The 25,334-nt window shown below is 66.1% G+C and carries 16 protein-coding genes; 6 read left to right on the forward strand and 10 right to left on the reverse strand.

The genetic code is table 11. The features are described from left to right. Window positions 1–43: 43 nt before the first annotated feature. From PIN01S_RS08180 to PIN01S_RS08210, 7 genes are all read right to left on the reverse strand, one after another. Window positions 44–1,543, reverse strand: a complete 1,500-nt coding sequence (locus tag PIN01S_RS08180) for an efflux transporter outer membrane subunit (RefSeq protein WP_084335151.1) — start codon at window positions 1,541–1,543, stop codon at window positions 44–46. Continuing rightward, window positions 1,540–4,644, reverse strand: coding sequence for a multidrug efflux RND transporter permease subunit (locus PIN01S_RS08185; protein ID WP_084335153.1), 3,105 nt, complete (start codon window positions 4,642–4,644; stop codon window positions 1,540–1,542). Before PIN01S_RS08185 ends, PIN01S_RS08180 begins: the two co-directional genes overlap by 4 nt. Window positions 4,645–5,194: 550 nt before the next feature. Next, window positions 5,195–8,287 (reverse strand): MdtB/MuxB family multidrug efflux RND transporter permease subunit, encoded by a 3,093-nt coding sequence (locus PIN01S_RS08190; RefSeq protein ID WP_084335155.1) that lies wholly within the window; start codon window positions 8,285–8,287, stop codon window positions 5,195–5,197. Beyond that, the gene (locus tag PIN01S_RS08195) at window positions 8,284–9,507 is read right to left on the reverse strand and encodes an MdtA/MuxA family multidrug efflux RND transporter periplasmic adaptor subunit (protein ID WP_084335156.1); all 1,224 of its coding nucleotides are present in this window, start codon (window positions 9,505–9,507) and stop codon (window positions 8,284–8,286) included. The genes PIN01S_RS08190 and PIN01S_RS08195 overlap by 4 nt, the downstream gene beginning before the upstream one ends. A 158-nt stretch (window positions 9,508–9,665) precedes the next feature. Then, window positions 9,666–10,166, reverse strand: a complete 501-nt coding sequence (tpx, locus tag PIN01S_RS08200; RefSeq protein ID WP_084335158.1) for a thiol peroxidase — start codon at window positions 10,164–10,166, stop codon at window positions 9,666–9,668. 113 nt (window positions 10,167–10,279) lie between these two features. Next, a complete protein-coding gene (locus tag PIN01S_RS08205) occupies window positions 10,280–11,623 on the reverse strand; it encodes an alanine/glycine:cation symporter family protein (RefSeq protein WP_084335160.1) in 1,344 nt (447 codons plus the stop codon). Window positions 11,624–11,917: 294 nt separating this feature from the next. After that, window positions 11,918–12,859, reverse strand: coding sequence for a LysR family transcriptional regulator (locus PIN01S_RS08210; RefSeq protein ID WP_084335162.1), 942 nt, complete (start codon window positions 12,857–12,859; stop codon window positions 11,918–11,920). Between the two features lie 116 nt (window positions 12,860–12,975). Between PIN01S_RS08210 and PIN01S_RS08215 the strand changes: the two genes are divergently transcribed. Continuing rightward, window positions 12,976–13,971, forward strand: a complete 996-nt coding sequence (locus PIN01S_RS08215) for an aldo/keto reductase (protein WP_084335164.1) — start codon at window positions 12,976–12,978, stop codon at window positions 13,969–13,971. A gap of 151 nt (window positions 13,972–14,122) precedes the next feature. Here PIN01S_RS08215 and PIN01S_RS08220 read toward each other — a convergent pair whose 3' ends face one another. From PIN01S_RS08220 to PIN01S_RS08230, 3 genes are all read right to left on the reverse strand, one after another. Continuing rightward, complete coding sequence (locus tag PIN01S_RS08220; RefSeq protein WP_084335166.1) at window positions 14,123–17,812, reverse strand: translocation/assembly module TamB domain-containing protein; 3,690 nt, start codon at window positions 17,810–17,812, stop codon at window positions 14,123–14,125. After that, window positions 17,809–19,533 (reverse strand): autotransporter assembly complex protein TamA, encoded by a 1,725-nt coding sequence (locus PIN01S_RS08225; RefSeq protein WP_084335332.1) that lies wholly within the window; start codon window positions 19,531–19,533, stop codon window positions 17,809–17,811. Before PIN01S_RS08225 ends, PIN01S_RS08220 begins: the two co-directional genes overlap by 4 nt. A gap of 115 nt (window positions 19,534–19,648) precedes the next feature. After that, window positions 19,649–20,290 (reverse strand): GNAT family N-acetyltransferase, encoded by a 642-nt coding sequence (locus PIN01S_RS08230; protein WP_084335168.1) that lies wholly within the window; start codon window positions 20,288–20,290, stop codon window positions 19,649–19,651. A 133-nt stretch (window positions 20,291–20,423) separates the two neighbouring features. On the opposite strand from PIN01S_RS08230, the gene xthA reads away from it, so the two are divergent. From xthA to PIN01S_RS08255, 5 genes are all read left to right on the forward strand, one after another. Continuing rightward, a complete protein-coding gene (gene xthA / locus PIN01S_RS08235) occupies window positions 20,424–21,236 on the forward strand; it encodes an exodeoxyribonuclease III (protein WP_084335170.1) in 813 nt (270 codons plus the stop codon). Between the two features lie 131 nt (window positions 21,237–21,367). Next, complete coding sequence (locus PIN01S_RS08240) at window positions 21,368–22,747, forward strand: substrate-binding domain-containing protein (protein WP_084335172.1); 1,380 nt, start codon at window positions 21,368–21,370, stop codon at window positions 22,745–22,747. A 94-nt stretch (window positions 22,748–22,841) separates the two neighbouring features. Further along, window positions 22,842–23,030 carry a hypothetical protein gene (locus tag PIN01S_RS08245; protein WP_084335174.1) on the forward strand — a complete coding sequence of 63 codons (189 nt, stop codon included), beginning with the start codon at window positions 22,842–22,844 and terminating at the stop codon, window positions 23,028–23,030. Window positions 23,031–23,344: 314 nt separating this feature from the next. Next, the gene (locus PIN01S_RS08250; protein WP_084335176.1) at window positions 23,345–24,292 is read left to right on the forward strand and encodes a carbohydrate kinase family protein; all 948 of its coding nucleotides are present in this window, start codon (window positions 23,345–23,347) and stop codon (window positions 24,290–24,292) included. 61 nt (window positions 24,293–24,353) lie between these two features. Next, a complete protein-coding gene (locus PIN01S_RS08255; RefSeq protein WP_084335178.1) occupies window positions 24,354–25,256 on the forward strand; it encodes a helix-turn-helix domain-containing protein in 903 nt (300 codons plus the stop codon). Window positions 25,257–25,334 lie beyond the last annotated feature (78 nt).

Genomic DNA, 25,334 nt, shown 5'->3' on the forward strand with positions numbered 1-25,334 from the left:
CTACAGAAAGCAGGCCGGTGTGGCGCGTGATGTAGGGGCGAATTTATTCGCCCGGCGGAAGCTGGGCTGGACGAATGAATTCACCCCAGGTCCCGCCCATCGCGGTGATCAGTTGCACGCTGGCGGTTAGGCGGCTGCCCAGCAGGCTCAGGGCGGTGCGTTCGTTGTTCAGGGCGGTGGCCTGAACGGTGACCACGCTGTTGTAGTCCACGGTACCGGCGCGGTACTGGTTCTCGATCAGGCGCAGCGACTCGCGGGCAGCGTCCAGGGCGTCCTGGCGGACTTGAGCCTCGCGCTCCAGCACACGCAATTGCACCAGATAGTCCTCCACCTCGCGGAAGCCATCGAGCACGGCCTGGCGGTATTCGGCCACGGTCTGGTCGTAGCTGGCTTCGCTACGCTCCAGCTCGGCACGGCGAGCACCGCCGTCGAACAGGGTCAGGGCCAGTTGCGGCCCCAGCGACCAGTAGCGGTTCGGTACCTCGAACCAGTCGGCGAAGCTGCTGCCGCTGTAGCCGCCATTGGCGGATAGAGTGAGGTCCGGGAACCAGGCGGCCTCGGCGACGCCGATCTGCGCATTGGCGGCCATCACTCGGCGCTCGGCGGCGGCGATGTCCGGGCGGCGTTCCAGCAGTTGCGACGGCACGCCCGCGGGCAGCGCCGGGAGGTTCGGCACCGCCTCGCGCGGCGCTATGGCGAACTCCGCCGGCGGAACGCCGATCAGCACCGCCAGCGCATGTTCGAGCTGGGCGCGCTGCCATTCCAGGTCGATGGCCTCGGCCTGGGTGCTCTTCAGTTGGGTCTGCGCCTGGGTGACGTCGGACTTCGGCACGATGCCCGCGCGGTACTGGTTTTCGGTGAGTCGCAGGGAGCGCTCGTAGGCCGTGACCGTGGCATCCAGCAGGCGCTTCTGCTCATCCAGCACGCGCAGTTGCAGGTAGTTCTGCACCAGTTCGGACTGCATGCTCAGGCGCATCGCCGCAAGGTCGGCTTCGCTGGCCGCGGCGCTGGCGCGGTTGGCCTCCAGGTTGCGGCGCAGCTTGCCCCACAGATCCAGCTCCCAGCTCACGCCCAGGCTGGCGTCGTAATTCTTCGAAACGCCGCCGCTGGAGGTGCTGAAGGTCTGGCCGTTCGCCGTGGTCACGCTGCTGTCGCCGCCGCCTCGACCGGAACGGGTCACGCCGGCGTTGCCGGAGAGCGTCGGGAAGAATCCGGCCCGCGCACTGCGCACCAGGGCGTGGGCCTGGCGGTACTGCGCCTCGGCGGAAGCGACGTTCTGGTTGTTCAGATTGAGCCGCTGGACCAATGCGTCCAGCTCGGCATCGCCGTACAGCGACCACCAGGCCCCCCGCTCCACGGCATCGGCCGGTTTCGCCGGCTTCCAGCCTTCGGTCTCGCGGTACTGGGCAGGCACTGTCAGTTCAGGCCGCTGGTAGTCCGGACCGAGGGTACAACCGGCGAGCAGCACGGCAAAAAGCACCGCACCGCCGGCCTGCGCGAGCTGCCGACAGGCATTGAATCGATCAGGGAGAAAAGCGTTCATAGCGGAGTTTCCAACGAGGCGTCCGTCCGCACGCCGCGCCAGCGGTTGACGCGGTGACGCAGGCGGTCGAAGTACAGGTAGACCACCGGGGTGGTGTAGAGGGTGAGCAACTGGCTGAGCACCAGGCCGCCGACGATGGCGATACCCAGCGGCTTACGCATTTCCGAGCCCTCGGCGCTGAACAGGATCAACGGCAGTGCGCCGAGGATCGCCGCCAGGGTGGTCATCAGGATCGGCCGGAAGCGCAGCAGGCAGGCCTGGCGGATCGAGGCCTCGGGGCTGAGACGCTCATGCCGCTCCAGTTGCAAGGCGAGGTCGATCATCAGGATGGCGTTCTTCTTCACCACACCGATCAGCAGGAACAGTCCGAGCAGCGAGATCAGGCTGAACTGCTGGCCGAACAACTGGATCGCCAGCAGTGCACCGACCCCAGCCGAAGGCAGTGTCGAGAGGATGGTCAACGGGTGGACGTAGCTCTCGTAGAGCACGCCGAGCACGATGTAGACCACCAGCAGCGCGCCCAGCAGCATCAACGGCTGCGCCTGCTGGGCCTTCTGGAACACCCCACCGGTACCGCCCAGCATGCCCTGCACGTCGGTGGGCAGGCCGACCCGGGCCACCGCCCGTTCGATGACGGCGGTGGCCTGTTCCATGCTGATGCCGGGGGCCAGGGAGAAACCGATGCTCTCCGCGGCGAACTGGCCCTGGTGGTTGACCCGGTCCTCTTCCAGGCTGCGCTCCCAGTGGGTGAAGGTGGACAGCGGCACGCGCGCGCCGTCCGCCGTGATCACCTGGACCTGCTCCAGCACCTCGGGGCTCTGGGCGTATTTCGGGTCGACCTCCATCACCACGCTGTACTGGTTGAGGCTGTCGTAGATGGTGGAAATCTGCCGCTGGCTGAAGGCGTTGTTCAGCACCGCCGTGACCATCGCCATATCGACCCCGAGGCGCTTGGCCGTTTCGCGATCGATCACCAGGCGGATTTGCTGGGCGCCCTCGCCTTCGTTGGCGTCGATATCGGTCAGCTCGGGCAGTGCCGCGAGCGCATCACGGACCTTGGGCAGCCAGATGCGCAGGTCGTCCAGGTCGCTGGCCAGCAGCACGTATTCGTTCGAGGTGCTTCGCCCTTCCCGACCGCCGAACTGCAGGTCCTGGTCGGGCATCAGGAACATACGTCCGCCGGGCACCTTGGGCACGCTCTCGCGCAGCCGGTCGATCACCGCCTGGGCGGAGTCCGTGCGCTCGCCCATGGGTTTCAGCCGCACGATCAGAAAGGCATTGTTGATCCCGCCGTTGCCGCCGATGAAGCCGGCCACGCTTTCCACCGCCGGATCGGCCAGCACCGCCCGGCGATAGGTTTCCATCTTCGGCTGCATGACCTGGAAGGACAGGCCGTCGTCGCCGCGGACCATGCCGATCAACTGGCCGGTGTCCTGCTGCGGCATGAAGGTCTTCGGCACAGCAACGTACAGGTAGACGTTCAGTCCGATGGTGGCGATCAGGCTGAACAACGTCAGCCGCGAATGAGCCAGCTCCCAGTCCAGGCTGCGCCGATAGCCCTCCAGTACCCGCTCCTGCAGGCGTTGGCCGAAACGCCGCAGGCGGCCCGGCTCGCGCTGTTCTTCCTCGCGCAGCCAACGGGCGCAGAGCATCGGCGTCAGCGTCAGCGAGACCAGCAGCGAGATCAGGATGGCCACCGCCAGGGTCAGGGAGAACTCGCGGAACAGCCGCTCGACGATGCCGCTCATGAACAGGATGGAGACGAACACCACCACCAGCGACAGATTCATCGACAACAGGGTGAAACCCACTTCCCGTGAGCCTTTTAGCGCTGCCTGCAACGGCGGCTCGCCGTTCTCGATGTGCCGCGAAATGTTCTCCAGCACCACGATGGCGTCGTCCACCACCAGGCCGGTGGCGATGATCAGCGCCATCAGTGACAGGTTGTTCAGGGAGAAATCCATCAGGTACATCGCGGCGAAGGTGCCGACCAGCGACACCGGCACCGCCAGTGCCGGGATCAGCGCCGCGCGCCAGCGGCCAAGGAAGGCGAACACCACCAGGATCACCAGGGCCACGGCGATCAGCAGGGTGCGTTCCGCCTCGTGCAGGGTGGCGCGGATCACCGGTGAGCGGTCCATCGCCACTTCCAGCTCGACGCTGGCGGGGATCACTTCGCGCAACGCCGGCAGTTGGGCGCGGATGTCCGAGATGGTCTCGATGATGTTGGCGCCGGCCTGGCGGTTGATCACCACCAGCACGGCCTGTTCGTCGTTGTAGAAGCCGCTGTTGTAGCGGTCCTCCACCCCGTCCACCACCGTCGCCACATCGCCCAGGCGTACGCTGGCGCCGTTCTGCTGACGGATGATCAGCGGCGCATAGTCGGCAGCGCGGTCAAGCTGGTCGTTGGCCTGCACCTGCCAGTGGCGTTGGCCATCCTCTACCTCCCCCTTCGGCCGTTGCGCGCTAGCCGAAGTGATCGCCTGGCGCACGTCGTCCAGGGCGATGCCGTATTGATCCAGCAAACGCGGTTCCAGCGACACTCGCACCGCCGGCAGCGAGCTGCCGCCGATCTGCACTTCGCCCACACCTGCCACCTGGGACAGCTTCTGCGCCACCAGGGTGGAGGCGACATCGTAGAGCTGGCCCTTGCTGAGCACATCGCTGGTCAGCGAGAGCACCATGATCGGCGCCTGCGATGGGTTGACCTTGCGGTAGGTGGGCATGCTGCGCATGCCGCTGGGCAGCAGATTGCGCGCTGCGTTGATCGCCGCCTGCACCTCACGGGCGGCGGCGTCGATGTCGCGGTCGATATCGAAGAGGATGATGATCCGCGTCGAGCCCTGGCTGCTGCGGCTGGTCATCTCGCTGATCCCGGCGATGGTGCCGAGGGACCGCTCCAGCGGCGTCGCCACCGTCGCCGCCATGATCTGCGGACTGGCTCCCGGCAGATTGGCCTGCACGGTGATGGCCGGGAAATCCATCTTCGGCAATGGCGCCACCGGCAGCAGCCCGAAGCTCAGCCCGCCGAGCAGGAGGATCGCCAGGCTCAGCAGCAGCGTCGCGACCGGACGGAGGATGAAGGGCGCGGACAGGTTCATAGCGGGAAAGCAGCCGGGAGCGCTTCAAGGGGGTTTGTGGGGGTGGGAGGGTTTGTTGTCCGGCGAGAGACCGCCCCCTCTCCCCAGAGGGGCGAGGGGGTATCCGAGGTGCCTGGAACTGAGGTGCATAACCGATACATCGGCGTGTATGGACCACACTCTCTCCCCGCTGGGGAGAGGGAACGAAGTATCCACTCACACCCCCTGTGAGCTTGCCCGAGCAGCTCTCCTGAGCAACCGACCAGCTTGCTCTTATGGGAAACACCAAACGGCAATGCGCTTGGAGAGTCCAGGCGGTCTTGTATTCGACTGAAGATCACCCCCTCACCCCGACCCACTTCCCAAAGGGGCGAGGGGGTATTCGAGTCGCCTGCAGCTACGGTGGAAAACCGAAGCTCGGTCCTGCACGAATCGCTCCCTCTACCCTCTGGGGAGAGGGCTGGGGTGAGGGGGCGGAGCTTCGGCATACACCTAACCACGCAAAACTCCCCCAACCATCCACCCAGCCCCAGCCAGCGATGCTTGCCGCCCCCCCCTTGCTGCTTGAAGCTCATAGGGCCACACCCGCCGCGCTACGGCGCATGAAACGCCGCGACTGGCGGTCGAACCAGAGGTAGATCACCGGCGTGGTGAACAGGGTCAGCACCTGGCTGACCAGCAGCCCACCCACCATCACCAGACCCAGCGGCTGGCGCAGTTCGGCGCCGGAGCCGGTGGCGAGCATCAGCGGGATGGCGCCGAACAGGGCCGCCAGGGTGGTCATCAGGATCGGTCGGAAACGCAGCAGTGCCGCCTGGTAGATCGCCTCTTCCGGGCTCATCCCCTGGTGGCGTTCGGCGTCCAGGGCGAAGTCGATCATCATGATCGCGTTCTTCTTGACGATGCCGATCAGCAGGATGATGCCGATGATGGCGATCAGGCCGAGGTCGTTGCCGGTCAGCAGCAGCGCCAGCAACGCGCCGACACCGGCCGACGGCAAGGTGGAGAGGATGGTGATCGGGTGGATGTAGCTCTCGTAGAGCACGCCGAGCACGATGTACATGGTCACCACCGCCGCGAGGATCAGCAGCAGCGTGCTCGACAGCGAGGCGCGGAAGGCTTCGGCGGCCCCCTGGAATTCGGTCTGGATACCGCCCGGCAGGCCGATCTCCTGTTCCACCCGTTCGATGACTTGCACCGCCTCGCCCAGGGCCACGCCGGGCGCCAGGTTGAACGACAGGGTCACCGCCGGAAACTGGCCGATGTGGTTGATCAGCAGTGTGGTCGGCCGCTCGCTGATGCGCGCCAGCGACGACAGCGGTACCTGCCCGCCCTCCGCCGTGGCCACATGGATCTGGCGCAGCGCCGCCGGGCCGAGACGGTCGGCGGCCTGGGTCTCGAGCACCACGCGGTACTGGCTGGCCTGGGTGAAGATGGTGGAGATCTGGCGCTGGCCGAAGGCATCGTAGAGCGCGTCGTCGATGTCGGTGACGCTGACGCCGAGGCGGCTGGCGGCATCGCGGTCGATTTCCAGGAATACTTGCAGGCCACGGTTCTGCAGATCGCTGGTGACATCGGTCAACTCCGGCTGCTGGCGCAAGGCGTCCACCAGCCTGGGGGTCCATTCCTCCAGCAGCGCCGCGTCCGGGGATTCCAGGCTGAGCTGGAATTGGGTACGGCTGACCCGGTCCTCGATGGTCAGGTCCTGCACCGGCTGGAGATAGACCTGGATGCCCGGCAAGCGTGCCAGCTCCGGACGCAACCGCTCGATCACCTCGCTGGCGGTGACGTCGCGCTCCGCGTGCGGCTTGAGGTTGATCAGCAGGCGCCCGCTGTTCAGCGTCGGGTTGTCGCCGTCGACCCCGATGTAGGACGACAGACTGGCCACCGCCGGATCACGCAGGATCGCCTCCGCCAGGGCCTGTTGGCGCTCGCTCATGGCGCGGAAGGAAATGGTCTGCGGGCCTTCGGAGATACCCTGGATCACCCCGGTGTCCTGCACCGGGAAGAAGCCCTTGGGCACCGCCAGGTAGAGCAGCACGGTCAGGCCGAGGGTGATCACCGCCACCAGCAGGGTCAGCGGCTGGTGGCGCAACACCCATTTCAGGCCGTGGGAATAGCGCTCGATCATACCGTCGATGAAGGCACCCGCTGCCCGGTAGAAACGCCCTTCTTCGCCGGCCTTCTCCGGCTTGAGCAGACGCGCGCACATCATCGGCGTAAGGGTCAGGGACACCACCAGGGAAATCAGGATGGCCACCGCCAGGGTGATGGCGAACTCGCGGAACAGGCGCCCCACCACGTCGGCCATGAACAGCAGCGGGATCAGCACGGCGATCAGCGAGAAGGTCAGCGACACCAGGGTGAAGCCGATCTGCCGCGCGCCCTTGAGCGCCGCGTTCAGCGGCGTCTCGCCCTCCTCCAGGTGGCGGGCAATGTTCTCCAGCATGACGATGGCATCGTCCACCACGAAACCGGTGGCGATGGTCAGGGCCATCAGGGTCAGGTTGTTGACCGAGAATCCGGCCAGGTGCATGACCACGAAGGTGCCAATCAGCGACAGCGGCACGGCTATGGACGGGATCACCGTGGCCGCCAGCTTGCGCAGGAACAGGAAGGTCACCAGCACCACCAGGATCACCGCCAGCAACAGCTCGTGCTGCACGTCGCTGACGGCGGCGCGGATGGTCTGGGTGCGGTCGGTGAGCGTCACCACGTCGAGGCTGGCCGGCAGCCCGGCGGTGATCTGCGGCAACAACATCTGGATACGGTCCACCACGTCGATGACGTTGGCGCCGGGCTGGCGCTGGATGTTCAGCAGCACCGCTTCCTGCCGGTTGGCCCAGGCGGCCAGGCGTTCGTTCTCGGCACCGTCGACGATGGTGGCGACGTCTTTCAGGCGCAACGCCGCGCCGTTCTGGTAGGTAAGGATCAGGTCGCGGTATTCGTCGGCGGACTTGAGCTGGTCATTGGCATCGAGCTGGGAAACGCGGGTCGGGCCATCGAAGTTGCCCTTGGGCTGGTTGACGTTGGAGGCGGTGATCAGGCTGCGCACGTCGGACAGGTTCAGCCCGTAGGACGCCAATGCCTCGGGGTTGACGCGGATGCGCACCGCCGGGCGCTGGCCGCCAGCCAGGGTAACCAGGCCGACGCCGCTGATCTGGGCGATCTTCTGCGCCATGCGGGTATCCACCAGGTCATGGACCTGCGGCAGGCTCATGGTCTTCGAGCTGATCGCCAGGGTCAGTACCGGGGTGTCGGCCGGGTTGACCTTGTTGTACACCGGCGGCGCCGGGAGGTCGTTGGGCAGCAGGTTGGTGGCCGCGTTGATCGCCGCCTGGACCTCCTGCTCAGCGACGTCCAGGGACATTTCCAGGTTGAAGCGCAGGGTGATCACCGAGGCACCGCCGGAACTGGTCGAGGACATCTGCTTCAAGCCCGGCATCTGGCCGAACTGGCGCTCCAGCGGCGCCGTCACCGCGCTGGTCATCACCTCCGGGCTGGCGCCGGGATAGAGCGTCAGCACGCGGATGGTCGGGTAATCCACCTCGGGCAGCGCGGAGACCGGCAGCATCCGGTAAGCGATGATCCCGGCGAGGAAAATCGCCACCATCAGCAGCGTGGTGGCGACCGGCCGCAGGATGAACGGACGGGACAGGTTCATGCGTCGCGCTTCTTCTCGTCGCCTTCGCTGGTCATGGCCGGCAACGGGGTGGCTGGCGGGTCGGTGATCACTTCCACCTTGGCGCCGTCGCGCAGGCGGTCGGTCCCTTCCAGCACCAGTCGTTCGCCCAGGGCCACGCCCTCTTCGATCAGGGTGCGCTCGCCATCGCTCGGGCCGGCCTGGACGCTACGCACCGAGACCTTGTCATCCGCACCGACGACGAACACGAAGGTCCCGCGCGAACCGTATTGCAGCGCCGCAGCGGGTATCAGGCTGGCCTGCCGGCGGGTTTCCACGCGCAGGCGCACATTGACGAACTGGTTGGGGAAGAGGATTTCGTCGGCATTGGCGAACCGCGCCTTCATCCGGACCGTGCCGGTGGTGGTGTCGATCTGGTTGTCCAGGCTTTCCAGTTCGCCGGTGGCCAGCAACTGGCGCTCACTGCGATCCCAGGCCTCGACCACCAGCGGCTCGCCGCCGCTGGCGCGCGCCTTGAGCACCTGCGGCAGGTCCCCTTCGGGCAAGGTGAAGCTGACGGCGATCGGCAGGGTCTGGGTGATCACCACCAGCGGCGTGGTGTCGCCGCTGCTGATCAGGTTGCCGACGTCCACCTGGCGCAGGCCGAGGCGTCCGGAGATCGGCGCGCGTATCTGGGTGAACTGGAGGTTGAGCTTGGCTTCGTTGACTGCCGCCTGGTTGGCCTGCAAGGTGCCCCGGTATTGATTCACCAGGGCCAGTTGGGTATCCAGGGTCTGCTTGGCGATGGAGTCTTCAGCGTAGAGGCCCTGGTAGCGCTTGAGATCGATCTCGGCGTTCTGCAACTGGGCGCGGTTTTCCTGGAGGGTGCCTTCGGCCTGTTGCAGGGCCACTTCATAGGGCCGCGGGTCGATCACCGCCAGCAGATCGCCGGCCTTGACCATCTGCCCCTCCTCGAAGAGCACCTTGACCAGCTCGCCGTCCACCCGGCTGCGCACGTTGACCGTGTTGTAGGCGGTGACGGTGCCCAGCGCCTTCAACTGGATGGCGAAGTCGCCCTGCTCCACCGGCGCTACGCGCACCGGCACCGGGCCGCCGTCGCCGCGTCCCCAGGGGCCGCGACCTTTCTGTTCCGCAGGCGGGCTGGGCCAGAACCACCAGAGCAGCAGGACGATGACGAGCAGGCCGAGGGCCGGAAACAACCAGCGGCGGGAAAAGCGGGAAGAGGTCTGCGTGTCGGACATGATGAGCGTCACTGTTCGAGGAGCGTGAACGATAAGCAGTCGGACCGTTCAAGCAAAGCGTCTTTACCGCTCTTTTACGCTTCCTCCCTCTCACCAAGTGCATGACCTGCAAAGAAAAACGGCCTGCGAGGCAGGCCGTTCCGGATTGTTGCCGGCTGTTACTCGAGGGCTGCGAGGGCGGCCTCGTAGTTCGGCTCGCTGCCGATCTCGGCGACCAGCTCGCTGTGCAGCACCTTGTCGTTCTCATCCAGCACCACCACGGCGCGGGCGGCGACCCCGGTCAGCGGACCGCTGGCAATGGCGACGCCGTAGTTCTGCAGGAATTCGCGGCCACGCATGGTGGACAGGTTCTGTACGTTTTCCAGCCCCTCGGCACCACAGAAGCGGGCTTGGGCGAACGGCAGGTCGGCGGAGATGCACAGCACCACGGTGTTTTCCAGCGTGCTCGCCTCGGCGTTGAACTTGCGTACCGAGGTGGCGCAGGTCGGGGTGTCGATGCTGGGGAAGATGTTCAGCACCTTGCGCTTGCCGGCCAGGCTGGCCAGGCTCACGTCGGCCAGACCGGCACCGACCAGGGTGAAGGCTGGCGCCTGCTGGCCGGGTTGCGGCAGTTGGCCTTCGACTTGCACCGGATTGCCCTTGAGGGTCACTTGAGCCATGGATCGATTCCTTGTTCGGGTGATGGATTACGTGGAAAACGCACAGTTAAGCACGGGCCGGAAGAAATGTCCTGACCCGCAAGTCAGACTTCCTTCCAGCACACGGCGACACATCAGTTTTTCGCGAAGTAATCCCGGGTCAGCTTCACCACCACCGGGCTGAGCAGCAACAGCGACAGCAGGTTCGGAATCGCCATCAGGCCATTGAGGGTGTCCGCCACCAGCCAGGCGAAATCGAGCTGGGCGATGGCACCGAACGGCACGGCCAGCACCCAGACGATGCGAAACGGCCAGATCGCCTTGGTGCCCACCAGGAACTCCCAGCACTTCTCACCGTAGTAGCTCCAACCGAGGATGGTGGTGAAGGCGAAGATCACCAGGGCCACGGTCAGGATCGAACCGCCGACGCCCGGCATGGCCGCCTCGAAGGCCGCCGCGGAGAGTGCCGCGCCGCTGGCGCCGCCGGTCCAGACGCCGGAGCAGATGATCGCCAGGCCGGTCAGCGAGCAGATGATCAGGGTGTCGATGAAAGTCCCGAGCATGCCGATCAGGCCGGAGCGCACCGGGCTGTTGGTGGTGCCGGCGGCCTGGGCGATACCGGCGGTCCCGAGGCCGGCCTCATTGGAGAAGATGCCGCGGGCGACACCGAAGCGGATCGCCGCCATCACCGCCGCGCCGGCGAAGCCACCGGTGGCGGCGACAGGCGTGAAGGCGTGGGTGAAGATCAGCGAGAAGGCGGCCGGGATGGCGTCGGCATGCACCACCAGCACAACGATGGCGGCCACGATGTAGGCCACGCACATGAACGGCACCAGGGTCGCGGCGACCTTGCCGATACGCTGGATGCCGCCGAGGATGACCAGGCCGACGAAGATCATCGACACCAGGCCGGTGATCCACAGCGGTACGTTGAAGGTGGTTTGCAGGGCGTGCGCCATGCTGTTGACCTGGACCATGTTGCCGATGCCGAAGCCGGCCAGCCCGCCGAAGATGGCGAAGGCGGTGCCCAGCCACAGCCACTTCTTGCCCAGGCCGTTCTTGATCGCGTACATCGGTCCGCCGACGTGCTCGCCGCGGTCATCCTTCTCGCGGTAGTGCACCGCCAGCGTCACCTCGGCGTACTTGGTGGCCATGCCCACCAGCGCGGTACACCACATCCAGAACAGCGCCCCCGGGCCGCCGAGGAAGATCGCGGTGGCCACGCCGGCGATGTTGCCGGTCCCCACGGTTGCCGCCAGGCACGTCATCAGCGCCTGGAACGGGCTGATCTCGCCGGACTCGTCGTCACCCTTGGTCCGGCCCTGCCACATGAGGCGGAAGCCGGCCGGGATCTTGGCCAGGGGCATGAACTTGAGCATGAGCATCAGGATCAGGCCGGTGCCGAGGATCAGCACCAGCATGGGTGGGCCCCAGACGATGCCGTTGATGGCGTTGACCAGATTGTTGAGGGATTCCATTTAAGGCTCCTTTTTCTTGTTGTCACGGCCAGGGGTGGTTCCCCTCGCCTTGTTCGGATCGGCGCACCGGTGGGTCCGCCGTCGCGTGCTGAGCTGCCTGGATGAGGCAGAGTTCCGGTTCGGGCATCGAAGCGGGTAATCGCTCCGCTGCTCCTCGCTCCCCTGCTGCCGGCGAGGCAATCGCCGGGTCCCCCAAGCGCGGGCCGCGCTTGCGGGGCGCACAGTATAGGAAGCGGAAGTTGGGGATTTTAACTCTTTAGACAGGAATGCTTGGGTGAATTTTCTGCGGCTCGCTCATTCGCCGCGGATTCGACTCGGCATACTGTCATTGCCACCGTCCCAATTCTGGTTACCGAACAACTCCGCCAGCCAATCGACGAAGACCCTGACCCGCCGTGACAACTGGCGATGCGGCGGATACAGCGCGGTCAGCGGCAACGGCGGCGGGCGCCAGCGCGCCAGGACCTCGCACAGGTCGCCGCGGGCGATCTGCGCCGCGACGTGGTAGTACGGTGCCTGGATCAACCCGAGCCCGGCCTCGCAGGCAGCCACGTAGCCGTCGGCACCGTTCACCGCCAGTTGTCCGGGCAAGGCGCGGGTTATCAAGGTAGCGCCGTCCATGAACTCCAGCGCGAACGGCCGACCGGTGACCGCGGACAGGTAGTTGACCGCGCAATGCCCTTGCAGATCGTCCGGGTCCTGCGGCGTGCCATGCTCGTCCAGATAGGCCCGGCTGGCACAGGTGACCTGGGTGAGCCGGGCCAGCGGCCGGGCCACCAGGCTGTCGTCGAGCACGTCGCCGCCACGCAGCACGCAATCCACGCCCTCGCGAATCAGGTCCACCGGGCGGTCGTTGGTGCTCAGCTCCAGCTCGAGGCGCGGGTAGCGCTGGCAGAACGATGGCAACGCGGGCACGATCACCAGCCGGCCGAGGGAGCCGGGCATATCGACACGCAGCTTGCCCTGCGGATTGCGACGTGCCTCGGAGAACAGCGACTCGGTTTCCTCCAGGTCCGCCAGCAGCCGCACGCAGCGTTCGTAGTAGGCGGCACCGTCCAGGGTCGGGCTGACCTGGCGCGTGGTGCGTTGCAGGAGCTGCACGCCCAGGTGCGCTTCCAATTGTTTGATCAGGGTTGTCACGGAAGCCCGCGGCATGTGCAGGCTGTCGGCTGCCTTGCCGAATCCGCCCAGCTCCACGATGCGAGTGAACACCCGCATGGCAATGAATCGGTCCATGGCAATTATTCGCCAGTTACGAATGGTGAATGCGTTTTTATCCGGTTTATCTTGCCGGGATCAACAACAAGAATGGGGTCCGAAATCTTTTCGCCATCCATTGAAGGAGTGTCCCTATGAAAACCCGACGACTTGGCCGCAACGGCCCGGAAGTGTCCGCCATCGGCCTGGGCTGCATGGGCATGAGCGATTTCTATGTCGCCGGCCGCGACGACCAGGAATCCGTCGCCACCCTGCACCGCGCCCTGGAGCTGGGGCTGAATTTCTTCGATACCGCCGACATGTACGGCCCGTTCACCAACGAGGAACTGGTCGGCCGTGCCATCCGGGGCAAGCGCGATCAGGTGTTCCTGGCCAGCAAGTTCGGCATTCTGCGCGATCCGAACGATCCGTCGGTGCGTGGCGTCAGTGGGCGTCCCGAGTACGTGCGCCAAGCCATCGAAGGCAGCCTGAAACGCCTCGGCGTTGACCATCTGGACCTCTACTACCAGCACCGTATCGATCCGCAGGTGCCCATCGAGGAAACCGTCGGCGCCATGGCCGAGCTGGTTCGGGCCGGTAAGGTCCGCTACCTGGGGCTGAGCGAAGCGTCCGCAAACACCCTGGAGCGGGCGTGCGCGGTGCATCCGATCAGCGCCTTGCAGAGCGAATATTCGCTGTGGACCCGCGACCCGGAAACCAACGGCACCCTGGAAGCCTGCCGGCGCCTGGGCATTGCCTTCATTCCCTACAGTCCCTTGGGCCGGGGCTTCCTCACGGGGGCGATCACCTCGCCGGCCGACTTCGCCGAGGACGACTATCGCCGCTCCAGCCCGCGCTTCCAGGGCGAGAACTTCGCCCGCAACCTGCGGCTGGTGGAACAGGTGAAGACGATGGCGGAGGAAAAAGGCGTCAAGCCGTCACAGCTTGCCCTGGCCTGGGTGCTGGCCCAGGGCGACGACGTGATCCCGATCCCCGGCACCAAGCGCCGTCAGTACCTGGAAGAAAACATCGGCGCCCTCGACGTGCAGCTCACGGCCGACGAACTGGCACGGATCGACGCCATCTTCCCGGTCGACGCAGCCGCCGGCACGCGCTACCCGGAGGCGGTCATGCACATGGTGAATGTCTGATCTTTGAAGGCCGCTGGTCTGTAGGAGCCAGCTCCGCTGGCGAAGCCTCTACGCGGGTCTTTTCGCGAGCAGAGCCCGCTCCTACACCGAAGACAAAGACATGCCCTTGTAGGGGCGAATTCATTCGCCCACGCCACCGCCGGGCGAATGACTAGAAGTCCCGCTTGTAGAAGATATCCAGCGAGCTGGCCAGGCCGCTGGCGGCTTCGAGGAAGACGCGTTTGGTCAATTGGTAGCGCAGCGCGATGGTGCTGGCGGGCTCGAACACGCCGACGCCGTAACGCAGGCTCAGGCGTTCGGTCAGGCTGCCGCTGGCGACCACGCTGGTGGCGTCGCCGCTGCCTTCGGCCTCGAGCTGGAAATTCTCGATGCCGAGGTTCTTTGCCAGCCCACCGGTGATCGAGGAGCTGCCGGCCAGGCCGAGCCCGAGGGCGGCCTGGGCCAGCATGTTGTTGTCGCCCTGGTCGCCGCCCAGCGGACGGCCGAGGACCAGGTAGGACAGCGCCTGCTCCTGGCTCATCGCCGGTTCGGAAAACACTTCGGTGCGCGGCGCAGCGGCGTTGCCGGTCAGGCGCAAGCCGGCCACCACGTCTTCGACCCGACGGATCGCCTCCACGTCCAGGTAAGGCTGGTCGATAGGCCCGGCGAACAACAGGCGCGCCCGGCGAATGGTGAGGCGCTGGCCATAGGCGCGGTAGCGGCCGTTGTTCAGGTTCAGCTCGCCGCGGGCATCCAGGTTGTCGCCGATGTGCATGTAGCCGGCGAGATCGGCGTTCAGACCGAAACCGGAGAAGGTCAGCTTGTCCTGCCCCACTTCCACGTCGATATCCATGGCCACCGACATCGCCTGCCCCGCCTCCGGCTTCTCCGCGCCGACGATCACCGCATCCGGCGAGACTTTCACCGTGGACGGCGGCAGCTCGCGCACGGTGATCGCCCCGCGCGGCACCAGGACCTTGCCGGTCAGGGCCAACCGATCGCCGGCCATGCCGATATGCATGTCCGGCTCCACTTCCAGCTCGGCGTAAGGATCGACGACCACCGCCAGGCGGTTGCCACGCACGCGCAGGTCCAGCGCCAGGCCGTCGTTCCAGGCCATTTCACCGCTGAGGGAGCCCTGGCCATGCTCCCCGCTCTTCCAGTCGCCGCTGAGTTGCAGGCTTTCGCCGGCGATCAGCGCTTGCAGACGCAAGTCATCGAAACGGGTCGGCAAGTCGCCTCCGCCGATCTGCCCGCCATCGAGCACGATACGGCCGTCGATCTGCGGCTGCTGCAGGCTGCCGCTCAGCGTGCCGTTGCCGTTCAGGTGGCCCTCCAATTGCTCGACCATCGGCACGAAGGGACGCGCCACGGACAGGTCCAGCCCGCGTAGTTGGAAGCTCCCGGACAAGGGTTTGGTGGCAGGACGCGGATCGATCCGTGCCTCCAGGGTCAGATCGCCCAGGCGCTGGCCGATGAAGTCCAGCCGCGTATCGACCCGCTGCGGACGCAACTGGCTGTCCAGGCGGAGCTGGCCGTAGGGGAACTCCAGCCATTCGCCCGCCTCACGCAGGCGGAAGGTGCCGCCGCTGGCGTCGACCTGGATGCGCCCGTTGGGCCCCGAGGCCGGCAGGTCCAATTCGAGATCGGCGTTCAGCTCGCCTTGCCAGGCGAAGTCCTGCGGCCACCATTGGGCCAGACTGTCCAGCGGAAAGCCGCGCAGCCGATAGCGGATGCGCGGGTCCGGCATCAGGCGCTGGTCTTCGCCGCACAGGCTGGCCGCGCCGGATTGCCAGCAATGGGCGCCGAGATCGATGCGCCCACTCGCCAGCCGCTCCAATCGCGCCGGCCGCCGCAGGTTCCAGCGCTGCCCACCGGTTTCCACCAGACCGTCGCGAATCTGCCCGCGCCAACTCCAGCCTTGGGCCTGGGTTTGCCAGTCGCCGGCCAGGGCCAGATGGGTGCGCAGCTTCGGCCCGTCCAGGCTGAGTTCAAGCTGCTGGGGTTGACGGTCGCCCTGCCCGCTGAGCAGCAACTGGCCCAGCTCGTTGTCGCCCAGGCGGATGCCTTGCAGGTCCGCCGCCAGGACGCCGTGCTGAGAGGCATCGAGACGGGCATCGACAGACAATGCCTTCAGACGCTTGTCTTCGAACGCCACCGTTTGCCCTTGCAGATGCAGTTGCCCTTGCGGTTTGTCGAGCGTCCCGGCGGCGTCGAGACGGCCGTTCAGGGCACCGCTCAGGCCCGGCCAGATCGACCCGAGGCGCGGCATGTCCAGCTTCAGGTAGCCTTGCAGACGCTGTTCCAGTTGCCCCGCGCCCTGGATTCGGTTCGGTCCCAGGCGCACATCCAGCGCACCCAGGGTCCAGCGCTCGCCCTCACCGGTGGCGGTCAGTTGAAGCTGCGTTGGCTGGCCGCGCAGAGTGCCGTCCAGGCGCAGTTCGGCGTCCAGCCCGAGACGCCCGTCGCGCCACTGGCCCTGGCTGCGCAAGGGGCCCGCCAGCCGTCCGGGCAGCTCCGCGAGCCAGTAGGCGGGATCGAGATCGTCGAGCGTCAGTTCGGTCTTCCAGCGAATGCCATCGGCAAAGCCCAGGCTCAGTTGCCCTTCCGCCCTGCCCTGGCCGGCGACCAGCCGTAACGAAGGCAAGTGCACTTGCTGGAGATCGCCGCTCACCGGGCTGGCCAGTGTGAACGAGCCTGCCGGCCCCTCCATTGACGCGTCGAAATTGCCCAGGTAGCTGCCCTCGCGATAGCTCACCTCGGCCTTGAGGGTCTTCAGCGCCACCGGAGGCTCGTCAACGACCGGATAGAGCCGACGCCAGGGGAAGTCGCGCCAGTCCACCTGGGCCTCCGCCTGCAAGGCTTCCCGCCAGTCCACCGAACCGCTCAGGGACAAGCGTTGGGTTTTCGTCGCCAGCAGCTCCAGTGCGGCGATCTGCGCGCCATTGCCATCGACCCGGCTTTGCAGGGCGAGGTCGATCGGCGACTGCTCCGCCGGCAAGCTGGCGGTACCGAGGATCTCGTAGCCCTCGTCCAGACTGCCATCGGCGGTCAGTTCCACGGCATTGAGCACCAGGGTGTCCGGCAGGTCGGCGGTCGGCTTGAAACCGTCGGCAGTGAGCCGAGCCCGCAGCGGCAGGTTCTCCGCCAGGGGTTGCAGGTCGCCTTCCAGGTGCGCGACCAGATAGCCGCTGCTGTCGGCGATCAGTTTCAATCGTCCTGCCAGATCACCGTCGGCCCGTAGCGCCAGCACCCAGGGTTGTTCGCCGACCTCCGGCAGGGCCACGTTGCCCTCGGCAACCAGCGGCCAGTTGCCACTAGGCATCAGGCTCCCCCTCAGCTCCACCGCCAGGTCGCCGCGCCGTGCGCTGAGGCGTTCGATTCGCAGGCCCTCGCCGGCCCATTGCGCCTGTAATTGCAGGCCGCTCGCCTGCTCGCTGCCATTCAACGACAGGCTGCCGACGCGCACCTCGCCGAGCCGCAGCGCCAAGGGTAGGTTCAGGTCGGGAAGCTGGAGAGGTGCCGGCGCCGTTTCCTCCTCCGGCGAAGGTGGGAACGTCAGGATCACCCGTTCGGCGATGACGCGATCCAGACACAGGGTCAGGCTCAGCAGGCAACCGGGGGACCAGGCGAGTTGCGGCGCCTCCAGCTCGACACCGCGCTCGCCCTGCTGCCAGAGCAGGCGTTCGGCCTGCCAGCTCCCGCCCAGGCGCCCTGTGAAGGCATCCACCTGCACGCCCGGTATCCGCCCGAGCAGCCAGCGGCTCCCCGTCTCGCTGCCGAGCAGCACGACGAGCGCCAGCACCGGCACTGCAACCAGCGCCAGGACGCTGCCGAGAACGATCCGTGTCCGCCGTCTCATAACTCCGGCCCCATGGAGAAGTGCAGGCGGATGCCGCCTTCGCCATCCAGCGGATGGGCGAGGTCCAGGCGCAATGGGCCCACCGGGGAGACCCAGCGCACACCGAAGCCGACCCCGGTCTTCAAGGTGGGGAAGTCCAGCGAGTTGAAGGCGTTGCCCTGGTCGATGAAGGTCGCGATGCGCCAGCGTTCGGCGATGCTGTACTGGTATTCGGCGCTACCGGAGACGCTGTAGCGGCCGCCGATGCGGTCGCCGTCGGAGTTGGTCGGCGACAGGCTTTGGTAGTCGTAGCCGCGCACGCTCTGGTCGCCGCCGGCGAAGAAGCGCAACGACGGCGGAATGCCCTTGTAGCCGTCGGTGAGATTGCCCCCCACCTGGACCCGGCCGAGGAAGCGATGCTTGCCCGCCAGGGTGATCAGCCCCTTGGCCATGGCCGCGGTGTGTACCAGGTTGGCGTCGGAGAGCACGCCATCCTTGGCGGCGGACAGCTCCCATTGCAGCCGGTAGCCCCGGCTGGGATCGAGGCGGCTGTCGCTGCGCAGGTAGGAGTAGGCGATCCCCGGCATCAGCAAGGTGCTGAGCCCGGAATCGTCGCCCAGGCGGTATTCCTCGTGGCGCCATTTCAGCGACAACACCCGTTGCCAGCCGCTGGGCAACTGGCTGTGCCATTCGGGGCCGACCGTGAGCAGGCGGCTGAGGGAGTCGGTATCGGCCAGTTCTTCGTACTGGTAGCCGCCGACGAAACGCAGCTTGTCGGTGAGCGGCGGGTCCAGCGGGATGTCGTACCAGACCCCGACGTTCTGCCGAGGGGCCGAGAGCTCCAGCTCGGTGCCGTAGCTATGCCCTTGGGGGTTGGCCCAGTGGCGCGTCCAGTTGGCCCGCACGCGTGGGCCGACGTCCGTGGAAAAACCGAGCCCAAGCCCAAAGGAACGCGGTTTGCGCATGGTCAGGTGGACATCCACCGGGATTTCCTCGGCCGTGGCCTGGGTCGGGATGGCGTTCACCCGTACCCCCTCGAAATAGCCGCTGGATTGCAGCGCCTGGTGCAGGTCGGCGATCAGTTCGGAGTCATAGGGCGCGCCCGCCTGGAACGGCACCATCCGCCGAAGGAGGTCTTCATCGAGGACGGAATCGCCGCTGAAGGTCACGGCGCCGAGGCGGTAACGCGGCCCGCTGTCGTAGATCAGTTCGATATCGGCGACCCCGGCGGCGGGGTCGACGGCCAGCCGGCTGCGGACGAAGCGCCCGCTGAAGAAGCCATAGCGCGAGGCCTGGTTCTCGATCAGTTTCTTGGCGTCCTCGTAATGGCCGTGGTTGAGCGGCGCGCCCGGCTTCAGCACCTTGCTGTCGGGAAGGCGGAACCCGCGCAGTTGGGTCGCCTCGCCTTCGATCCGCACCGTCACGTTGCGCAGCCGCACCGGCTCGCCGGGCAGGAGGGTCAGGGTCAGGCGCGGCGGCGGGCCGCCACTCACTTCGCTGGATATCTGCGCGTGGTAATAGCCCAGCGCCTCCGCAGCCTGGCGCGCCTGCCCCTCGGCGACCCGCGCCAGGCGTCGCAGGTCGTCTTCGTCGCGCTCGCCGAGGTTGCCGATATGGGCTTGCACATTGGTCTTGAGGGCGGCATTGGCGGGATCGACCCGCACCCTGAGCTGGCTCTGGGCCAACACGGATGCGCTGATCGACAGGGTCGAAAGCAACAGGCAGAGGCAGGTACGAAACATCATGGCCGGGGATGCTAACACGCAGCGGAGCGCGTTCCAGAGCGACTCCGCACGATTCGCGCAACGCGCGAAACCTCCTCCTCCCTGACAACCCACTCCGCTCCGTACCTGTTGTCTATCCCTGCGCCGTCAACGCCGGCTGCGGGTTCGGATGAAAGAACACGTGCTCGCGGATCGGTCCCACCGCCACTTCGCCGATTTCCTCGTAGCCCTGTCGCTTGTAGAAGTCCAGGTAACGGCTGTTGCCGGTATCCAGGACGATGCCCTGGGAGCCGGCATCCTCTGCGCACCAGTTGTGCAGCGCCTCCAACAGTTGTTCGCCCAGGTGCTTGCCCTGGAATTCGGGGTGGACGCCCAGCAGCGGCAGCACGTGGTACGGGCCCGGCGGCAGGCAGCTCAGGACCGCATCATGGTAGTCCAGATAGCGCCGGGTGCAGCGAAAGCCGGTGGTGAGCAGCATGCGCAGGCGCCAGGCCCAGCTCTCGGTGATATCCAGGCGCCGCTGCGGCGGTGCGATCAGCGCCACACCCACCAAGCGGTCGTCGATCAACAAGCCGATGGCCGGCTGCTCTTCGTTGAAGTGCTGTTGGACCAGTTCGCGCACCGTGGCGCGCACGCGCTGATCGTAGCCCGGTCGTTCGGCCTCGAAGAGATAGGCGAAGGTGGGTTCGTGACGATAAGCGTGGTACAGCAGCGAGCGTGCTTCGCGGGCATAGCCGCCATCGAGCAGTCGGACTTCGGCGTGGGTGTCTGGCATGCGGGGTGCCTCGTTGTTATCTGATTTTGTCGGACCCTCTGGCAACTTAGCACCGCCCCGGAGCCCCTGCCAGGCGACTGGCTGGACGCCGGCCGGATCGGCTAGCATCGCGTTTTTTCCAGGGACTGCCGCCATGAAGATCGTTTCTTTCAATATCAACGGCCTGCGCGCCCGCCCCCATCAACTGGCGGCGCTGATCGAGAAGCACCAGCCGGACGTGATCGGTCTGCAGGAGACCAAGGTATCCGACGACCAGTTCCCGGAAGCGGAAATCCGCCAGCTCGGCTACCACGTGCATTATCACGGGCAGAAGGGCCATTACGGCGTCGCCCTGCTTTCGCGGCAGGCGCCGCTGGCCTTGCACAAAGGTTTCCCCAGCGACGGCGAGGACTCGCAGAAGCGTTTCATCTGGGGCACCTTCGCCGATGCCAATGACCAACCGATCACCGTGATGAACGGTTATTTCCCGCAAGGGGAAAGCCGTGAGCATCCGGTCAAGTTCCCGGCCAAGACGCGCTTCTACGCCGACCTGCAGGAGCTGCTGGCCACCCGCTTCAGCCCGGACCAGCCACTGGCGATCATGGGCGACTTCAACATCTCGCCGGAAGATTGCGACATCGGCATCGGCGCGGAGAACGCCAAGCGCTGGCTGCGCACCGGCAAATGCAGCTTCCTCCCGGAGGAACGCGAATGGATGGGCCGGTTGAAGGCCTGGGGCCTGCTGGACAGCTTCCGCCACCTGTATCCCGAGGTGAACGACCGCTTCAGTTGGTTCGATTACCGCAGCCGGGGCTTCGAGGACGAACCCAAGCGCGGCCTGCGCATCGACCTGATCCTCACCTCCCTCGCCCTGCAGCCTCGGCTGAAGGCCGCCGGCGTCGACTACGACCTGCGCGGCATGGAGAAGCCGTCGGATCACGCACCCATCTGGCTCGAGCTGCACTGAAGCCATGTCTCAGCGAGAGGACCGACCAGTCCTCTCGCCAAACATGAGCCACTTCGCCTTTCTGTCATATTTCGGACATCCATCCGACTTAATCTCGCGGCACTTTCCCTCCGTTAGAAGGTGCTCATCGCATGTCGCGCGATCTCGCAGTTCGTGAACGCGATACCTGGAGCCGTACCGGCGCCCTGCTGTTGCTCGGATTCGTCTGCTACGCCCTGCCCTGGTCGGTCTTCGCCGCCCTGCCCCTGCCGAAGGACGACCAGCCGGTCCTGCGCATCCAGGGCTCCAATACCATTGGCGCCAAGCTGGGCCCGGCGCTGGTGAAAGGACTGATGGAAGAACAGGGGCTGCAACAGATCCGCATCGAAGCCGGCTCCGCGGAGAACGAGCAACGTGTCGTGGCCCGTAGCGCCGACGGCCGCAGCGTCCAGGTGGCGGTCGCCGCACACGGCTCCGGCACCGGCTTCACCGCCTTGCAGGACGGCAGCGCCGACCTGGCCGCCTCGTCGCGACCGATCAAGGACAGCGAAGCGGCGGCCCTGGCAGGGCTGGGCGACATGCGCAGCCGCGACAACGAGCAGGTGATCGCCCTGGACGGGCTGGCCATCATCCTTCACCCGGGCAATCCGCTGAACGCCGTCAGCATCGAGCAACTGGCGCGCATCTTTTCCGGGGAAACCAAGACCTGGGAGGAGCTGGGCAGCCGCGGCGGCCCCATCCATCTCTACGCCCGCGACGACAAGTCCGGCACATACGACACCTTCAAGGAACTGGTGCTCGGCAGCCAGGGCAAGAGCCTGGCCGCTGGCCCCCAGCGCTTCGAATCCAGCGAGCAGCTCTCCGATGCGGTCAGCCAGGACCCGGCGGCCATCGGCTTCATCGGCCTGCCTTACATCCGCCACGCCAAGGCGCTGGCCATCTCTTCCGGCGACTCGCTGCCGATGCAGCCGGATGCCGCGCTGATCGCTACCGAGGATTATCCGCTGTCGCGCCGGCTGTTCTTCTATCGGCAACCGCAGGCGAACAATCCCTGGGTCGAGGCCCTGGTGCATTTCGCCCAGGGGCCGCGAGGCCAGGCGATCGTCGGGCAGAACGGCTTCATCGCCCAGACCGTCACGGCCATGCGCGTGGAGCCGAACGAGGCGATGCCGGCCGCCTATCGGCAGTTGGCCGGCGAGGCGCAACGGCTGTCGGTGAACTTCCGCTTTCAGGAAGACAGCGCCAGCCTGGACAACAAGGCGCTGCGTGACGTCGAGCGGGTACTCGACTACCTCAAGGCGCAGAACAAGCTGCAGCATGCGGTGGTCCTGGTCGGTTTCGGCGATCCCAAGGGCAGCCCGTCGCGCACGGCGCTGCTGTCCAAGCTGCGGGCCATGGCGGTGCGCCGCGAACTGGCCAAGGGCGGCGTGATCTTCCGCGACATCGTCGGCCTCGGCGACGAGCTGTCGGTGGCCGGCAACGACGACGAAGGGCGGTTGAAGAACCGTCGGGTGGAAGTCTGGGTCTACTGAATCGGTAGCGCCGGCGGGTTCCGAACGTTTCTCATTTGGCGTAACCTTGAGCTTTACTTCGTCTGGGACCTCCCGCACTCAAGGGAACATACGCATGGACGTGTTGATCGAGCCGGTTGAACACAGCGGACGCCCGCAATGGCAGGTGCGCCTGGGTGTCCGTGGCATCACCTTCGACGAAGAACTTGCCGCCCGCCAATTCGCCGCCCAGTTGCGCCAGCGCAAGCTCTGGCTGCAAGAGCGGGCCCGCACCGAAGAACCCTCCGAATTGCAGCCTCACTGACAACGCTTCGCCAGCAGAGCTGGCTCCTACGCAGAGCAGTTCGGTGCAATACGCCACCTGTAGCGAAATTCGCGAATGAGTTCGCTCCCACAGACGTGTTCGTAGGGGCGAATTCATTCGCCCGGCGAGGCTTGGTCAGGTGAATGAATTCGCCTCTACATAAGCCAACCCGGCCCTCCGTTGGCGGGAACGCTGCTCGCGAATAACCCCGCCAGTGCAAATTCGTATCAGCTGCCAGGCCATCGCGTATTGTCGTTTTCCCTTGCCCGTCGCTAGGCTCGCAGCCAACGACCCCTCGCATCCGGAGCCTTCCTATGTATCTGGTCTGCGGCGAAGCCTTGTTCGATGTTTTTGCCGAATCCTCTTCCGGTGCGGCCGGCAACCGGCTTGCCCTCGATGCCGTGGCCGGCGGCTCGCCGTTCAACGTCGCCCTCGGCCTGTGCCGGCTCGGCGCGGCGGCCGGGTTGTTCACCGGTCTGTCGCGCGACTATCTCGGCCAACGTTTGCGCCGCGTGCTCGGCGACGAAGGCGTGGCCACGGCATTCCTGGTCGAGCTGGACGCGCCCACCACACTGGCGATGGTCGCCCTGGACGACGAAGGCACACCGCATTACAGCTTCCGCGGCGAAGGTTGCGCCGACCGGTTGCTCGGCCCGGAACACCTGCCGACGCTGGACAACGGCATTCGCGGTATCCATCTCGGCTCCTACTCCCTGGTGGTGCAGCCCACTGCCGATACCCTGCTCGCCCTGGTCCGCCGCGAAAGCGGTCGGCGGCTCATCAGCCTCGACCCCAACGTGCGGCTGAACGTCGAGCCGGATATCCAGCGCTGGCTCACGCGCCTCGACGAGCTGGTGGATCATGCCGACCTGATCAAAGTCAGCGAGGAAGACCTGGCTCTGCTGTACCCGGATCAGGATGCCGAGCGAATCGCCGCCGGCTGGCTGGAACGCGGCTGCCGGCTGGTGTTCCTGACCCGCGGCGGCAACGGTGCCTGCGTGTTCAGCCAGCGGCACGGCCGCCTGTGCGTACCGGCACCCCCTGTGGAGGTGCACGATAGCGTGGGGGCCGGCGATAGCTTCCAGGCCGCCCTGCTCGCCTGGCTGGCCGAGCGCGGATTCGATACCCGGGAAGCGCTGGACGACCTGTCGCGCGACGATCTTGAGGCCTTGCTCGCCTTCGCCGTGAAAGCCGCAGCCATCACCTGCACCCGCACCGGCCCGGATCTGCCGTATCGGCGGGAGCTGGACATTCGGGATTGAGGTTTGCGTCACCGGACAAAACAACTATAAGAATCGGCATCCAGCCGATACGAATCCGCACATGAAAGCCAGCAGAATCACAGACCCGTCCTACGAGCTGATGGACGACCACAACGGGAAGTCGCTGATCTACCGCGAGCATGGCTTCCCCTGTCCGCTGGTGCGCTGGCACAACCACAAGGAATACGAACTGCACCTGATCGTCGCCAGCTCCGGCAAGGTGTTCATCGGCGACTACATCGGCAACTTCGGCCCGGACACGCTGTTCCTCACCGGCCCACACCTGCCGCACAACTGGATCAGCCAGGTCGACGAGGGCGAGGTGGTGCCCAAGCGCGACATGCTGGTGAATTTCACCGACGAGCTGTTCGATGCCGCCACCACGGTGTTCTCCGAACTCAAGGGTCTGGCGCCGCTGTTCGAGCGGGCGCGCTATGGCATCCAGTTCCATGACCCGCAGACGATCCGCCAGGCCAAGGTGCTGATGCAGTTGATCGCCGACAGCGACGGCATCCCCCGCCTCGGCCATTTCCTCACCCTGCTGGGGTTGCTGGCGGCCACCGACGACTACCAGTTGCTCTCCGGCTCCACGTCGGCGCAGCTCGGCGACGACAATCACGTCGACCGCACCAACCTGGCGGTGAACTACATCTTCACGCATTACATGCGCGAGCTGCCGCTGGAGGAAGTGGCCGAGCACCTGGCCATGAAGCCCACCTATTTCTCGCGCTTCTTCAAGCAGGCCACCGGGCGCGGCTTCGTCGAATTCGTCAACAGCCTGCGCATCAGCAAGTCCTGCGAGCTGCTGGCGGACAGCGACAAGCCGGTCACCGACGTCTGTTTCGAGTCCGGCTTCAACAACCTGTCCAACTTCAACCGGCGCTTCCAGCAGCTCAAGGGCATGACGCCTTCCCGTTACCGACGGCTGGTGGTGCAGCGGCTCACCGAACAGAACCTCGCCTGACCTCCCGCCCCAGGCAGACCGGTACTATTCGCGGCCTCCACTCGATTGCCGCTATCGCTCTGGCATGGGCGATTCCCC

The organism is Pseudomonas indica NBRC 103045 (genome assembly GCF_002091635.1).
GTDB lineage: Bacteria > Pseudomonadota > Gammaproteobacteria > Pseudomonadales > Pseudomonadaceae > Pseudomonas_M > Pseudomonas_M indica.

Coding starts and splice junctions, on each gene's coding strand:
- PIN01S_RS08185 (WP_084335153.1), bottom strand. CDS start 4,644: ATGAACCTGTCCGCGCCCTTCATCCTCCGTCCGGTCGCGACGCTGCTG.
- PIN01S_RS08210 (WP_084335162.1), bottom strand. CDS start 12,859: ATGGACCGATTCATTGCCATGCGGGTGTTCACTCGCATCGTGGAGCTG.
- PIN01S_RS08250 (WP_084335176.1), top strand. CDS start 23,345: ATGTATCTGGTCTGCGGCGAAGCCTTGTTCGATGTTTTTGCCGAATCC.
- xthA (WP_084335170.1), top strand. CDS start 20,424: ATGAAGATCGTTTCTTTCAATATCAACGGCCTGCGCGCCCGCCCCCAT.
- PIN01S_RS08180 (WP_084335151.1), bottom strand. CDS start 1,543: ATGAACGCTTTTCTCCCTGATCGATTCAATGCCTGTCGGCAGCTCGCG.
- PIN01S_RS08230 (WP_084335168.1), bottom strand. CDS start 20,290: ATGCCAGACACCCACGCCGAAGTCCGACTGCTCGATGGCGGCTATGCC.
- PIN01S_RS08195 (WP_084335156.1), bottom strand. CDS start 9,507: ATGTCCGACACGCAGACCTCTTCCCGCTTTTCCCGCCGCTGGTTGTTT.
- PIN01S_RS08225 (WP_084335332.1), bottom strand. CDS start 19,533: ATGTTTCGTACCTGCCTCTGCCTGTTGCTTTCGACCCTGTCGATCAGC.
- tpx (WP_084335158.1), bottom strand. CDS start 10,166: ATGGCTCAAGTGACCCTCAAGGGCAATCCGGTGCAAGTCGAAGGCCAA.
- PIN01S_RS08245 (WP_084335174.1), top strand. CDS start 22,842: ATGGACGTGTTGATCGAGCCGGTTGAACACAGCGGACGCCCGCAATGG.
- PIN01S_RS08215 (WP_084335164.1), top strand. CDS start 12,976: ATGAAAACCCGACGACTTGGCCGCAACGGCCCGGAAGTGTCCGCCATC.
- PIN01S_RS08205 (WP_084335160.1), bottom strand. CDS start 11,623: ATGGAATCCCTCAACAATCTGGTCAACGCCATCAACGGCATCGTCTGG.
- PIN01S_RS08255 (WP_084335178.1), top strand. CDS start 24,354: ATGAAAGCCAGCAGAATCACAGACCCGTCCTACGAGCTGATGGACGAC.
- PIN01S_RS08220 (WP_084335166.1), bottom strand. CDS start 17,812: ATGAGACGGCGGACACGGATCGTTCTCGGCAGCGTCCTGGCGCTGGTT.
- PIN01S_RS08190 (WP_084335155.1), bottom strand. CDS start 8,287: ATGAACCTGTCCCGTCCGTTCATCCTGCGGCCGGTCGCCACCACGCTG.
- PIN01S_RS08240 (WP_084335172.1), top strand. CDS start 21,368: ATGTCGCGCGATCTCGCAGTTCGTGAACGCGATACCTGGAGCCGTACC.